Source organism: Luteitalea sp. (assembly GCF_022842525.1).
In the GTDB taxonomy this organism is placed as follows: domain Bacteria; phylum Acidobacteriota; class Vicinamibacteria; order Vicinamibacterales; family Vicinamibacteraceae; genus Luteitalea.
The window spans coordinates 1-15,971 of record NZ_JALHPM010000041.1 but is presented as its reverse complement, the minus strand read 5'-3'; the positions used below and the strand labels follow the sequence as shown (position 1 = coordinate 15,971).

Here is a 15,971-nt window from a genome sequence, read left to right as displayed (position 1 = left end):
GCCCGCCGCCGACGAACCTGGGTGGTTGCCGTCCTGATGGCGCTCGGACTCGCCTCGGGTCCAGGAACGCGCGACGCCGCCCTGCGTGCCGGGGCGCTGACCAAGGTGGACCCGGGACGTGTGTCGGTGGGGGTGCTCGTCAATCTGACGGGAGCGGGCTTCGCCACGACGGCAGCGGCCAACGAGGTCGTGTTCACGCCACAGAACGGCAGCTCGGTGACCGTGCGGGCCAACGCGGTCGCCACCGTCAACGAGAAGCGCGGGACGCGACGACTGACGGTCCTGGTGCCGAGCCTGCCTGACGGGCCGGCCGCGGTGCGTGTGGTCAACACCGTCAGCGGCGAGCAGAGCACGACGTCCACGGTGCGCATCATCAGCCTGACGCCATCGGTGACCGAACTGCAGCAGGGCGAGACGCGTGATCTGGTCGTGACGGGGTCGGCGGAGACGGCGTTCGTCGCCCGCACGCGCGTGGCACTCGGCTCGGGCATCAAGGTGGAGTCCGTGGTCGTCGAGTCGCCGACGCGACTCGTGGCCAGGGTGGCCGTGGCGACCACGGCCACAGTCGGCGCGCGCACCCTCGATGTCTCCGCCTCTGGCCTGCTGGCCCGCTACACCGGGATGGCTGTCGTAGTCCGTGGACCGGCCAACGTTGCGCCGACGGTGAATGCTGGCGCGGATCAGAGCATCACGTTGCCGGCGGCAGCGACCCTGACGGGCAGCGCGACCGATGACGGGCTGCCGGTGGGCAGCACGCTGACGTATGCGTGGGCACAGGTGAGTGGCCCAGGCACGGCGACGTTCGCGGCGCCGACCAGCGCGAGCACCAGTGCGACGTTCTCGGCGGCGGGCACCTACGTGCTGCGCCTGACGGCGAGCGATGGCGCGCTGAGCGGCAGCGACACCGTGACCGTGACGGTGACCGACGCGCCGCAGACCAATCTCGCGCCGACGGTGAATGCGGGTCCGGATCAGAGCATCACGTTGCCGGCGGCAGCGACCCTGACGGGCAGCGCGACGGATGACGGGCTGCCGGTGGGCAGCACGCTGACCTACGCCTGGGCACAGGTGAGTGGCCCCGGCACGGCGACGTTCGCGGCGCCGACCAGCGCGAGCACCAGCGCGACGTTCTCGGCGGCGGGCACCTACGTGCTGCGCCTGACGGCGAGCGATGGCGCCCTCAGCGGCAGCGACACGGTGACCGTGACGGTGACCGACGCGCCGCAGACCAATCTCGCGCCGACGGTGAACGCGGGGCCGGATCAGAACATCACGCTGCCGGCGGCGGCGGCCCTGGCGGGTAGCGCGACCGATGACGGGCTGCCGGTGGGCAGCACGCTGACGTATGCGTGGGCGCTGGTGAGCGGCCCGGGCACGGCGACGTTCGCGGCGCCGACCAGTGCGAGCACGAGTGCGACGTTCTCGGCGGCGGGCACGTACGTGCTGCGGCTGACGGCGAGCGACGGCGCGCTGAGCGGCAGCGACACGGTCACGATCACGGTGACCGACGCGCCGCAGACCAATCTCGCGCCGACGGCGAACGCGGGGCCGGATCAGAGCATCACGCTGCCGGCGGCGGCCGCGCTGAGCGGCTCGGCCACCGATGACGGGCTGCCGGTGGGCAGCACCTTGACGTATGCGTGGGCGCAGGTGAGCGGCCCCGGCACGGCGACGTTCGCGGCGTCGACCAGTGCGAGCACCAGTGCGACGTTCTCGGCGGCGGGCACCTACGTGCTGCGCCTGACGGCGAGTGATGGCGCGCTGAGCGGCAGCGACACGGTGACCGTCACCGTCAACGCCGATGGCGGGGGCGATCCCCCGCCGACGGAACTCAATCGGATGCCCACGGTGAATGCGGGGCCGGACCGCTCGGTCACGTTGCCGGACGGCGTCACGCTGGCCGGGCAGGTGAGCGACGACGGTCTGCCGGTCGGCAGCACGCTCACGCTGCTGTGGCAGCAGGTGTCAGGACCGGCGCCGGCCGGCATCGTCTCTCCCACGCTCGCATCGTCGGCCATCACGTTCCTTAACGCTGGCGTGTACGTGTTCAGGCTGCAGGCCAACGACGGCGAGTTCGTCGACAGCGACGAGGTGCGGATCACGGTCAGTGCCGCCCCCCCGCCACCGAACACGGCCCCTCTGGTCGACGCGGGCCCGGATGCCTCGGTCACGCTGCCGGCAGCCATCACCCTGGCCGCCACCGCGACCGACGATGGCCGCCCGGCGCCGGCGTCACTCGTGGTCACGTGGAGCCAGCGCTCGGGCCCGGGTGTCGCGGTGATTGCCAGTCCTGGCAGCAGCACGACTACGGCCACGGCCAGCGTCCCCGGGACGTACATCTTCCGCGCCGCCGCGACGGACGGCGTCCTGACCGGCGCAGACGAGGTGACGATCGTCGTCGCTGCCGCGCCGCCGCCGACCAACGGGGCACCGACCGTGACGGTGACCGCCGAGCCGCGCATCACGCTGCCGCAGGTCGCAACGTTGCGCGCCACGGCGACCGACGACGGCTTGCCGACGCCGACGCCGCCGGCGATTGCGTGGTCCCAGGTGGCCGGGCCGGGCGTGGCGGTCTTCGCCGCGCCTGCGGCCCTGACCTCGCCGGTGACCTTCTCGCTGCCCGGGACGTATGAACTCCGTGCCACGGCGAGCGACGGCGAGTTGACCGCCGCGGCCGTCGTCAGCGTCGTGGTCGATCCCGCGCCGCCGCTGAACACGGTGCCGCGCGTCGATGCCGGCACCGACGCGCGCGTCGTGATGGGCACGCCGCTGCCGCTGGCGGGCGTCGTCACCGACGACGGCCTGCCGGATGGGGCCGCGCTGGCCATCCAGTGGTCGTCGGCGCTCGGCCCGTCGCCGGTCGCCTTCGCGGCGCCTGGCAGCGCCACGACCACGGCGTCGTTCGGCATGCCGGGGCGGTACGTCCTCGAGTTGACGGCCAGCGATGGCGAGCTGGTCGGCAGCGACACGCTCGTCGTCACGGTGGTCCCCGGCGAAGGCGGCGATCTCCTGCCCCCGGTGATCACGCTGGATGCCCCAGCACGTGCACTGCCTGGGCAGGACGTCCGCATCACGGCGCGGGTGTCCGACGACATCGGCGTGACCGCGGTGACCTTCGTGGTGGACGGCGCCGAGCGCGAACCCCAGACCGCCACGCCGTACGGCATCACGGTCACGCTGCCGGAAGTGGCCTCGCCCGGGCAGCGGGTGCGCGTCCGCGCGACGGCGCGCGATGCTGCGGGTCGCATCGGCGAGGACGAAGCCGTCATCGAGATTGCGCTGACGCCCGACGTGCAGTCACCGACGCTGGACCTCCGCGTGCCCGAGGCCACGGTGCCGGGCGGCACGGTGACGGCACTCGCCGTCGCCACCGACGAATCCGGGATCGGACAGGTCGAGTTCTTCGTCGACGAGGTACCGTCCGCCGTCGTCACGGCGGCGCCCTACGAACTGATGTACGTCGTGCCGCCCGCCCGTCCGGCAGGGCCGATCTCCGTGCGCGCCGACGCGGTGGACGGCGCCGGCAATCGCGCCTCCGTCACGCGGATCGTTCAGGTCTCGGCCGATGCGGACACGACCGCGCCCGTGGTGTCGCTGACGGCACCCGCGACGGCCTCGTCTGGCGCCACCGTGCGCCTCGAGGCCGTGGTGACGGACTCTGGCGGTGTCGCCGACGTGACCTTCTCGACGTTCGGCCTAGCGATCGGCGAAGCGACGGCCGCGCCGTGGACCACCGACTTCGTCGTCCCCGAACTCCCTGTGGGCACGTCGCTGCCGGTGAAGGCACGGGCTCGCGACCTCTCGGGCAACGCCTCGGAGGCCACGGCGTCGATCGAGATCGTGGCGCGGCCGACGACGAGCATCGGGCTCGTCACCGGGCAGGTGATTGACGATCGCACCGGGCTCCCGGTGGGGGCCGCGCGGATCACCATCCTCGGAGGACTGCCCGGGTCGGCGGCGGCGTACCGTCGCGAGCTTCGTACCGATGCCGAAGGCCGCTACCAGGCCGACCTGCCGGCCGGTGACGCTCGCGTGATCGTCGAGCGCGACGGCTACGTCGGCGCGCTGCGCCTGGTGGAGGTGGCCGCGACCGGTATCGTCCCCGTGCTGGATGCCAGGCTGACGCCTGTGGGGCTCGCCGTCCCGGTCACGCCTGCGGCCGGTCAGCGCCTGGGCGGACAGGTTGCCCAGCTCGATCTTCCGGCGGGTGGAGTCGTCGGCAACACGTCGCTGACCTTCGCGGCGGTGTCTGGTCAGGGCCTGACCGGCCTGCTGCCGGCCGGCTGGACGCCACTCGGTGGTGCGCACATCGGCCCGGAGACCCAGGCGTTCGTGGTGCCCGCGGTCCTGCGGCTGCTGACGGGGCAGACTACGCCGCTGACCGGACGGTCGCTGGCGCTCGTCCGTTGGGATGTCGGTGCCGAGTCGTGGCGCGTGGTCTCGACGGCCGTCACGCTGTCGAGTGGCGTCCTCGAGCACGCCATCACCAGCGGTGGGCAGTACGTCCTGGTGCTCGCCGATGCCCAGCCGGTGCCGCCGCCTGTGGCGGTGACCAACGCACTGCTGCTCGGCGTCGACCGCGCGGACGTGCCCGCGGCGCTTCAGAGCGCGGTGACGCCAGATCCGCGCGTGCTCTTCGCATCGCCCGAGGCGCTGTCGCTCGTCACCGGCCAGGTGACGACGGATGCGGCGCTGACCAGCGGCCTGCCGCTGCAGGTGCGACTGGTCGAGTCCTACCGCTTCCTCGACGGTGAGGAGTGGCAGCCGCTCGCTCGCCTGCAGGATGTGGTGCTCTACCAGCAGCCCGCCACCCCGCTGACCGTGTCGGCACAGGTGCCCGTCGGGCCGACCCGCGCCTTCGACGCCGTGCTGTTGCAGCGTGGCGTGATCGCCGTCGAGCTCCGCACGCCAGAGGTGTCGGGCGGCGGCATCGTCGGCGGCGATGGCGGCACCGTGACGGGTGACAACGACGTCGCGCTCGAGGTGCCCGCTGGGGCCATCGACATGGCCTCGCAGGTCGCGGTGCGCCGTGTGGCCGTGGACACGCTGCCGCCCGTGCCGTCGGGCGTGACCGCGCTCGAGGCGATCGAGGTCGTGCTTCCTGGCCTCACGCAGCCGGCGGGTCTCAGCCTGCCGCGCCCGGCTGGCCTGATCGACGCGTCACGCGTCGTGCTGGCGCGCGTGCGCGAGATCAACGGACGGACGCGCTACGAACTGGCGGGTCTGATTGAGCCGTCGGGTGATCGCGTGCGCGTCACCCTGGCGGCCAGCGGTGTCCCGACGGGCCTGCCCGGTGTGCGCATGGGCGGGACGTACGTGTTGCTGCAGGCCTCCGCTCCCCTCGGCTTCGCCGCGGGTCTGGTCGTCGATCCGGTGGGTCGGTCGCTGCCTGGAGCGGTGGTCACGCCCGGCACGTTCCCCGTCGTGTCGGTCGCCTCGGCTGCAGGGGCGTACTTCGTGGCGGCGCCGACGGGCGCGGTGGTGCTCGCGGCCGCAGACGAGGTGCGGGGCGACCGCGGCGAGCGCCCGGCGTTCCTGCTGGCGCAGGTCGTGACGCCGCTGACGCTCACGGTGCTGCCTGTGCCGCCCACGGTGACGTCGCTGCGTCCGGCCGATGGGGCGCGCGGCGTACTCGTCGACGACCCGATCACGGTCACCTTCTCTGAAGCCGTGCAGGCTGCGAGCCTGACCGTGGCGGTCCGTCTCGTCGGCCCCGGCGACGTCGAGGTGCCGGTGACGACAGCCCTGACGCGTGGGGGCACGGTGCTCGAGGTGCGTCCCGTGGCGCCGTTGAGCGTCGCGTCCCGCTACGTGCTGACGCTGGCCGCCTCGATCACCGACCTGGTCGGCAACGGGATGGCGGCGGTGGTGTCGAGCACCTTCGACACCCTCGATCAGAACGGGCCCGAGGTGCCGCCGGCCGGCACGATCACCGCATCGGTGCCCGATGCCGGCGGCCGGGTGACCGTGCGTGGCTCGCAGGGATCTGCAGCGGTGGGCTACCAGGTGTTCGCCGAGAACCTGACGCGCCGCACATCGGCGTTCGCGCTCGTCAACGCCGATGGCAGCTTCGCCACCGGCCTGCTGGCATCGGTCAGCGATCGGTTGCGTGTCCGGATCGTCGAGCCGAGTGGCAACACCACCACCGTCGACATCGAGACGTTGCGGCAGGTCAATCCCGACGGATCGATCTCGCAGGTCGTGGCCGAGGCAGGCGGCGTGGTCGAGGGGCCCGAGGGGACGCGCGCGACGGTCAAGCCCGGCACGTTCCCCGGCGGCACCGTGGTGACGATGAAGGCGCTGCCGGTGCGGGAGTTCCCGCGCCAGCTGACGCCGGCCGAGGCAGAGAACTTCTCGTTCGAGAAGGCCATCAGTCTCGACTTCGACGGCGCCACGCCGCAGCAGTACATCGACGTCTCGTGGCCGGCCGCGCCGACCGACAAGTCCACCGACCAGTGGGTGCTGACCGAATCGATCTTCGCCGGTGGCGAGTGGGCGATGAACGTCGTCGACACGGTCAAGTACCGCGACGGGCGTCTGACGACGGCGTCGCCGCCGTGTCCGGGTGTGACGGCCGCCGCCACGTACGGCCTGCTCAAGTCGGTCGTGCCGTACGGCCTGAACTACGCCCAGATGTACGCCGACGGTCGCTACAAGCTGAAGATGACCATGGAGGTGTTCCAGGGGTCGCCGATCGCCATTCCCTACGCGGCGTTCTCCACGGAGCTGCCGCGGTCGATCTGCTTCCCGGCGTTCGTCGGACGGATGTCGATCACGCCCAACTCGACGCGGATCACCGTGTCGGGCACGGACCTGCGGCCCGAAGATGTGGCCATCGAAGTGACGTCGAGCCGGCGCGACACGCCCGTGCGGTTCGACCGCAAGGTCGCCCCCTTCCACCTGCGGGTGTTCGGCTTCAAGGACGATGCGTTCGTGGTCTACGCCGTGGGGCCGGGCAACGCCGATGGCAAGCGGGTCCGATCGACTCGCTACAACCAGCCGAATGCCTTTGTCGATCTGGGCGATATCGATCGGCAGATCGTCGACTTCGTCCTGGACGCGGCAGCCGGAGACCCGCTGGGCACCCAGACGGCGAACAAGGTCGAACCGGTCACGCTCGTCGTCGATCCCGCGGATGTCGACGTGCCGGTGACCTCGTTCAAGGTCGTGGCCCTCCGCGCCAACCGGTCCTCGACCATGCCGGTGCGCGACCAGTTGATGACGGTCAACGTCCCCGGTGGGGGCGATGGCGAGACGTACACGGTCAAGGCCGTCTCGAGAATCCTGGGCGTGCTGGACGGCAAGCGCGACGTGCCGTTCCTGGCCGTGCAGGCGGTGGGGCCTGGCAATCTGGTTCTGCGCGCGACTCCAGGCACCATCGACCCGACCCGCGAGGAGATGGGCACCGTGAGCGGGCCCGCCCGCACGAAGTTCACGCTGACCTCCGACATTCCCGGCTTCACTCCCATCGTGGTGCCGCCCGATCGCATCGTGCAGGGCGGTCTCGAGTTCGCCTTCGACGGCATCGAAGGCGCCAACTACACCGTCATCACCGAGTACGACACGCGGCCGCCCTTCGCGCTGCAGCTGCCGACGGTGCGCTACGTGTTGCGCAACGTCAACACCAGTCAGGTCCTGCGGACGATCTTCGGGCAAGCGCCGCCGCGTGACGAGCCGGTCGAACTTCCTGCGCTCACCGACGACACTGTCGCCCCGACGTTGCTCGCCGCGCCGACGCGCATGGACACCTTCGACCCGGCGGGACTGCTGACGTTCCGCTTCTCGGAGTCGATGAACCCGGCGTCCCTGCGCAACGCAGTCATCGTCCGTGACGGGACGCAGATCGTGAAGGGACAGGTGCGCATTTCGGACCAGAACCGCGTGCTCACCTTCGTGCCTGACGTGCCGCTCGACCTCGACAATCGCTACACCGTCGAGGTGATTGGCGGAGACAACGGGGCCCGGGACCTGGCCGGCAACGTCTTCGAAGAGACGGTCAGTTTCCAGGTGACGACCTTCACGCCCCGTTCGCTGGGGGTGACGACCGGCGGCGAACCCGCCCTCATCTTCAAGGACACGGCGTGGCTGTTCCGTGACGATGGCACCACGCGGCGGCGCCATCTGTTCACCGTGCTCGGCGGTCAGGTCGACAACGTGCGGTGGTTCGACGGGACCGACCCGGGGACGCTGGCGGCCCGCGGTCGCGCCTCGAGCGCGCCGAGCCTGCAGCGCATCGCGGCAATCGAGACCGACAAGATCCCGGCGCTCGGCGACGGCAAGCAGATGCTCGTCGCGACGACGATGTTCGACGTCACGCGCAGCGCGCTGACGTTCTTCCGAGCCACCGAGCCGGGGCAGCTCCAGGAGGTCGGTGGCCTGCCGCTGACGAAGAACGTGTCGACGTTCAATCCGCTGGACACCACTGTTCGCGGCATCGGGTACGCCCGCAACGTGGTGCTTCACGAGACGGCAGACGGTGTGCGGGCGATTGTCGCCGTCGAGAAGTTCGGTGTCATGTCGGCCGACGTGGGCCGCAACATCGGCGCGCTGCTGGAGCGTACCGAGAATGCCTATCCGCTGACCGGTGTGGTGGACATCGCCGGCTACGGCGAGGGGGTCGTGGCCGTCGCCCGGACTCCGGAGGGGCGGACCTTCCTGGCGCAACTCGGGGCGTCGCTCGATCTCGTGGGGCAGCTGGGCCTGCCGTTCGCGCCCCGCTCGGTCGCCGTCGGTCGGGCCGTCGCCATCGACATCAATCGCGACGGCCAGGTCACTCCGGACGAACGCGGCGACGTGGCCGTCGTCGGGACGCACGAGGGGGTCCATGTCGTGCGCCTGGCGCGCACCGACGGCACGACCGCGCCGACGGCACTGTTCAGCGTGACACTGGGCGGCGTCGTCAAGCAGATCGAGATCGATGAGGAGCGATCGCGCGTCATCGCCATTGTCGATGAGTCGGTCGGCTCGTTTCTGCACATCGTCGATCTGGCGCGTGGCGAGATCGACCCGCCAGCCGAAGGGACCGATCCCCGCGTCATCTTCCGCCGGCAGTTCCCGGCGGGTGCCAACGGCATGCGCCTCGACAAGCAGGCGGGGCTGCTCTACATCCCGACGCCGACCGGCCTGGACACCTGGCTGATCGCCGACCGCTGCTGCGACCTCGGCGTGGAGCTGACCGCCGACCTCGACAAGAAGGCCAAGAGCGTTGTCTCGGGCGATCTCGGCGACGTGCTGCAGAAGGAGCTGGCCGCGATCAAGCGCGGCGTGGTGCTCGGGCTGCGTCGCGCGGAGGAGCGCTGCGAGGGCTTCGACGTCAGCAAGCTGAAGCTGATTGAGTCGGGCAGCTCAGGGTGCCTGTGGTCCGCCGATCCGGTGCGGGCCTGCGGCTCCAACTACCAGCCCCTGGTCAGCGACCACGACATCTCGACGTTCATGCCGGACGACTGGTATCAGCGTGAGGTCAACGATCCGGACTGGGACGGCGAGGGTACGCCGAAGAAGGTCCTGCTCGCCGGCTGTGTCGTGGCGGCCTTGACCTACCCCTTCACCGACCCGTACACGGAGGAGCCGAAGCCGGTCGGTGAGTCGGGCCTGGTGTTCAAGGACATCTCCTTCATCCCCAACTACGTCGCCGACTTCGATTCGATGGAGTACCGCCTCGAGCGCACCATCGAGGGCTTGCCGGGCGACGTCGACAACGACCTGGCGATGGGCCGTCAGCTGCTGGTGATGAAGCACCTCACCGAGGCCTATGGCGTCGACCTGCGCGGCACCGAGGGCTACAGGACCGCCTATGCGGCCGTGATGGTCGACGAGGACGACTTCGAGTCGCGCTTCGAGCGGTTCCGCACCGTGACGCGCATTCCTCAAGTGGAAGGCTACGAGTGGGGCGTGCTCATGCAGTTCATGCTCGCCAAAGCCAAGGCCTACGTCCGCTTCAAGGGTGCGGCCGACGAGCGATCGACGTTCAATGACCTGTACGTCAAGCAGTTCCACACCGCTGCCAAGGCCGGCATCCGCGCCGCCGCGGCACGCATCGTCGCCGATCCGGATGCCAACCGGCTGTTCCTCGACGTGACCCGCGAGGGGCCCGGCAACGGATTGCTGGTGTTCCGCGAGAATGCCTGCCTCGTCTACCAGCCCGGTCAGGACCCAACCAGCTGGCCGGCCAAGTCGTGCGGCTCGATGGAGGAGTACGTCGCGGCCACGGCCGTCCGCAGCCTCAGCCTGCCAACGCCCTTCTTCACGCGGCCGGACATCGAGCTGATCAGCAAGTTCTATCGGGTGAAGGCCGACGAACAGCCGATCCTCACGGAAGCGGAGGCCGACGCGTTCATCGCCCAGGTGCACAACTTCGTCATGCGGGTGAAGCAGGAGACCTATCCCATCTATGCGGCGACGGTGGGCGGCGATCGGCGTGCGGCCGAGCGCCTCGCCAACCGCGAGTATGCCGAGGGCGTTCGCGAGGGACCGCCGCCAGAGACGCCGGGGGGCCGCATCGACAAGTTCCTGCAGGAGTGGAACGAGGAAGAGCGCGCCGGCACCAAGTTCACCGTGAAGCCCAAGGTGTACAACCGCGGCTTCATGAGCGCGCCTCACGTCTACCTGCGGGCGTACGTGGCCGACCAGGGCGAAGCGCCGGCGCTGGCCTGCGTTGGCGAGCCCGCCGAGGGCGAGGACCCCGATCCGGCACTCGTCGATCGATGCCGGCTCGCGCTCAATCTCAATGGTGGCGCGCTGATCTACCCGGCCTACCGCGACGGTGCCACGGGCGCCTACGTCCCGCAGCCGAACAGCCGGTCCGTGGATGCCTTCCCGCTGAAGGTCGATCAGCGCAAGACGGGCACCAATGGGTACATCGTGTTCACGCTGGATCTGCCGGAACGATCGGCCAACGAAGCCGACCGCACCAACAACGTCGGCGGCGCGCAGTACTACATCCTCGACCCCGGCACCGGCACGGCACCGCCCCTGCCGGCCGAGCCGCCCAGCCCGGTCAATCCCCAGCTGCTGGCGCCCGATCCGTACTGCCTGAAGTCGCCCCAGCTGACGGTGACGCAGTCCGTGATCATGGATGGCAAGGAGAAGACCAGTCCGGTGCAGGCGTACCTGGGCGCCAGGTTCGAGCTGAACATCAAGGTCACCAACACGGGATCTTCACTGGTGGAGGACGTGCTCGCGTGCTCGTCCCTGATCAAGGACCCCCAGAGCAGCGCCAACGCCGCGTGGTGTCTCAACGTGGGCGACATCGGTCCCGGTGCGACCACGGTCCGCAAGGTGGCGATGGCCATGCCGGCGACCCCCACGAACTTCGAGTCGGTGGCCACCGCCACGTCATCGCGCCTCGGGATCTCGTCGGCGTCCCTCCTGCGCATCAGTGCCAAGTGCGAGCCGATGCTCGTGCCCCTGTCGCCCGATCCCAATGCCCTGGCCGAAGCTGTCGGGCGCGGTGGTCGCGCGGTGCGCCACTTCATGGCGATTCACCCCGTGACCGGTGAGCCCGCTGTCGGAGTCCGCGTGGTGGTGTCGGGCCAGTACTCCTCGCTCGGCGGCCTGACCTATGTGTCCGGGAGCGACGGGCTGATCGATACCACCCTCAACGGTCGCACCATCGACGGGCTCGCCGTGCCGACGGTCCCCGGTCGCGAAGAGACGTGGAAGCTCGAGCGTGTCAATGACCTCCTGCCCCAGTGCGGCAGCTCGTTCGAGTTCAAGGCCCAGGGCCTGAACACGTTCCGGTTCACGCAGGCCATCGAGGCCGGCAGCGCCATCACCGCGGGCCTGAAGATGTTCAACCTCGGGCCGTCTGGTGAGGCGAGCTTCGGCGGTGGGCTGCGCATCGAAGCCGAGGGCCTGGTGAAGACGTTCCCGGCGGGCACCGGGGAGGCATATGTCAGTGCCGGAGACGACCTCGCGAACATCACCTGGGAGCGCAAGGCGGCCGTCGGGGTGAGCGGCTCGTTCCGGTTCCCGGGCTTCTCGGCGGCAGGTGAGTTCGGGGGGCAGTACCAGGGCAAAGCCGAGGGACTCAAGCTCGATCTGACGGGCTCGGCGTCGGCGACCCAGGCCTACCGCTACTTCTTCCCCGGCAACCCGACGTCGTGGGGGCCGGCGCAGCGTGGCTCGTTCGCGGCGTTGCTGTTCCCGTCGGTCAGCGAGTCGGAGGCGGCGACCTTCAGGGAGCTCGACGCCATCGCCAGCGACCCGTTGTTCAGGCTGGTGCTCGAGCAGGTCTACGGTGCGGAGGCCCCATATCGGCCCTACCGCACCAACCGCGTGGGTGCGCTCGCCGTCAACGGCGCCGCCAACGCCGTCGGCTTCAAGGGCAGCATCGACTTCGTCGACAAGACGAGCCAGGACAAGGCCAACCCCGCCGGCAAGGAGAACGAGACGACGCCCCTGTTCAGCGCCAGCGCGGAAGGGTCGGCGGCGATGGCCATCGGGTACGAGAAGGACGAACGGCTGAAGGTGACGGCGGTCGACGAGACGGTGCAGGAACTGGTCCACACCATCGACATCGACGGCAAGTACGACTGGAAGTCGAGCTATGCGACCAGCTTCGAACGTGCCTCGGGCGACATCGACGCCGGTAACCAGGCGCCGGAGATCAAGGCGAAGGCCAAGGAACTGCTGAAGTGGGCCGAGAGTCGCCTCTCCAACAGCGAGACCGGCAAGTTCGACGGTGGCATCCGCTTCCGGGTCTTTGCCAAACCCGTCGACCAGGAAGGGCGGACCGTGTATCGCGTGTCCAAGCTCGAGGTCGGCTTCCGGACGCAGAAGACCTACGGATTCACCCCGCTGGGGGGCGCGCCCGTCGCCGACAGCGGCAACGACTACCGCATCAACTTCGTCATCGAGGGCGAAGGCGAGGCCGAGTGGATCCTCAACCAGGCCATCGGACGCGGCGCCGTGTTCGTGCAGTTGCTCTCCGATGCGCAGAAAGTGCGCACCACCGAGTTCCTGAACGCGCTCGGCGGCGGTGACGTGCGCGACCTGCTGACCGAGAAGCCGTCGGTGTTCTCGGCCGACCAGCTCTACGACCAGCTCGTGGCCTTCATCCGCAGCGTGTTCCTGGCCTCGACGGTCAACCGCAGTCCGGCCAAGACGTCCTTCTACGAGGAAGTCCGGCGCGCGCGTGCGACCGAGACCGACTTCGGTGTCGGCATCGCGGCCAAGGCCAAGGCCATCGGCTTCTCGATCGCGCCGCTCCGCGTCGAGTACGCGTCGTGGCATCCGAGCGCACGCGGTGTCATCGTCGGCGGCGCGGGGTACCTGCTGGAGGACTATTCGTCCATCGCCATCGCGCCCCCCGACGGCGAGAAGCTCTTCCTCGACATCGCCGAACTCGAGCTCAACAAGCTGTACGACGGTCTCGGCACCCAGATGCGCGCGGGCTGGGAGAAGCGGAGTGCGTCGTACAACAAAGGCGACAAGGCGAGCGTGACGCCGACGGCCTCGGCCGACCTCAACCACCTCGACGTCGCGTCGTGGGCCGCTGCGCCACGTCCGGCAGCGCCAGCGACGCCGACGCCGTACCTCGGGTACGGCGACAGCGCTCCCGCAGGCAAGCCGCAGTACGGCATCGGCGACTTCTACAGTCTCGTCGCGGCAGCCCCTCTCTCTGCACCGGTCACGATCTCGATCGGATACGACGAGGCCGAGCTCACGGGCGTGAGCGAGTCGACGCTGGGTCTCTATCGCTGGAACAACCCGCAGCGTGACTGGGATCTCGTTGCGGGCGCCACGGTGGACACCACGGCCAACCGGGTGACGGCGACCGTGAGCGACATGGGCCTCTACACGCTCGGCACGCGCATGCCCGCCGGCAAGCTCACCTGGCAGGTGGTCAGCTGGTCGAGCACCGGCGACGCCACCACGGTGACGCTGCGCGCCTCCGGGCTGCGCATGAACGACGGCAGCCCACTGCCTCCAGGCACGCTGATGCACGTGGCGGTGCCCGGTGTGGACCCCTCGACCGCGAGCTTCGGCGGTGTCGATGCGTCACCGCGGCCAGGGCATCAGGTCACGGCCGACGGCACCGGCCTCCTGACGGTGACCGTCACGCTGCCGGGCCAGTTGGCGACGTTGGACATCGTCGGCTTCTCCGACCTCGGCACCGCCTTCGGTGAGGCGACGGTGGTGCGGCCATGAGACTCGACATGGGAATCCTGCCGATGCGCAGCCGTCGTTCCTGGTTGGCCGGCGCGCTCGCCGTCGCCCTGGCCCTCGTGCCGACCTTCGCGTCGGCCCAGGCCCCGGCGCCCACGCCGGCGCGCGTGTTGTCGCGCGCCGAGATCGAGGTCTACGGTCTCGTGCTCCGGGTCACCCCGGAGACGCAGACCGTGCCGAAGGACTACGCGACGATCGTCAGCGCGTTCCTGCAGGCCCCCGGCGGCAACGCGCCCGAGAGCCTGCCGCCCTTCGCGCCTGGCGCCGAGGTCCGCGCCACCCTGCGCGGCCCCGGTCTCGCCGCGCCGCGTGAGCTCGTCACGCGCCCGGGCACGCCATTCGACATCCCGGCGATGAGCCGGGCCGGCACCTACACCCTCGAGAACATCCGCCTGGTCAGCGACGGGGAAGTGCTCCTCTACGGATCGCCCGACCTGGTGCGCCTCGAGGTCATCGATCAGCTGCTCGTGACCTCGGTGTCGGCGCGCCCCCTCACCGCCGACGAGATCCGCGAGAAGGGCATCGTCTACGACCGCACCAGCTTCCAGGCCTACGACTTCACGGCCGCCTTCGCCGTCGGCGACGGCACCAAGATCGACATCCAGTTCCCCGTGGTGCTGCCGAACCTGCTGTCGGTCACCGATCCGAAGACGGTGCTCGACCTCGCCGGCGTCGACGTGCCGCTGCTGCGGACCGTCCAGACACTGATCCCGGATACGCTGCGCATCCAGGCGCGCATCCCGAACCTCAGTGTCGTCGGCTTCACGCTGCGCCTCGACGAGGCGGCCAGCAGCGGCTCGCTGGTGATGCCGCCCATCCCGGGCGTCATCGTCATCCCGGGCGACATCGGCTTCCTCAACCAGTTCTTCAGCGTCACCCTGATGGTTGGCAACGTCGCCCCGGCCGGGTCGGGCCTCGACGTGCGCAACCTCCGCGCGGCGATCTCGCTGCCCGCCGGCGTGGACCGCGTCGTCGGGTCCAACGACGATCCCCTGCGCCTCGCGCGGACCGCCGCCGGCATCGCCCCCGAACAGCCCGTACTGCAGCCGGGCCCCGACGGCCAGATCGGCACCGCTGACGACCTCCTCGTGCTGTCCCCCGGGCAGACCGGATCGGCCGAGTTCCTCGTGGAAGGCCTGCGCGAAGGCACGCACGTCATCGAGATGGAGCTGTCGGGCACGCTCGAGGGCATGCCGGTCGGTCCCGTCCCGGTGCGCGGGCGCGCCGCCGGCGCGGTGCTGGTGCGCAACCCGACGTTCACGCTGACCTTCACCCATCCCGACGTGGTCAACGCCGGCGAGCCGTACACGCTCGACGTGACCGTCACCAACACGTCGGACAGCCCGGCCAACTTCGTCAGCCTGAACCTGTTCGGGAACAACATCAGTGGCGCCACGCTGACCACCGAGCCGAGCCAGGCCATCGAGATGCTGCGGCCGGGCGACTCGGCCACCGTCAGCTACGGTCTGGTCGCCCAGCGCACCGGCACCGTGACCGCGGCGACGCTCGACAGCAACGAGAACGTCAACGGACGCTTCCTCTTCAAGACCGCCATCGGCGAGCTCGGCGTGCCGCTCTCGCCCGACTCGCTGGTGCTGCCGCAGGAAGCCAACGGCCTGCCGCCGGCCCTGCGCGAGGCGATGGTCGGCCTGCTCGGGCGCGCCTGGGCCGTCGCCACGGCCCCGACCGCGGCGGTGCCGCCCGATCTGATTCGGTTCTCCAAGCAGGTCGTCATCGACCGTGCCATCCAGACGGCGACCACCGGGCTGCGCGTATCGCTCGGCGAACCCGCACCGCGCGCC

At 70.2% G+C, this 15,971-nt stretch carries 2 protein-coding genes; both read left to right on the top strand.

The annotated features are described in order from the left end of the window. Positions 1 to 21: 21 nt before the first annotated feature. Positions 22 to 14,151: a PKD domain-containing protein gene (locus Q0C41_RS10715; protein WP_291983601.1), complete on the top strand. Its 14,130-nt coding sequence runs from the start codon at positions 22 to 24 to the stop codon at positions 14,149 to 14,151. 8 nt (positions 14,152 to 14,159) lie between these two features. Beyond that, the coding region (locus Q0C41_RS10710; protein ID WP_291983599.1) for a hypothetical protein at positions 14,160 to 15,971 on the top strand (1,812 nt) is incomplete at its 3' end.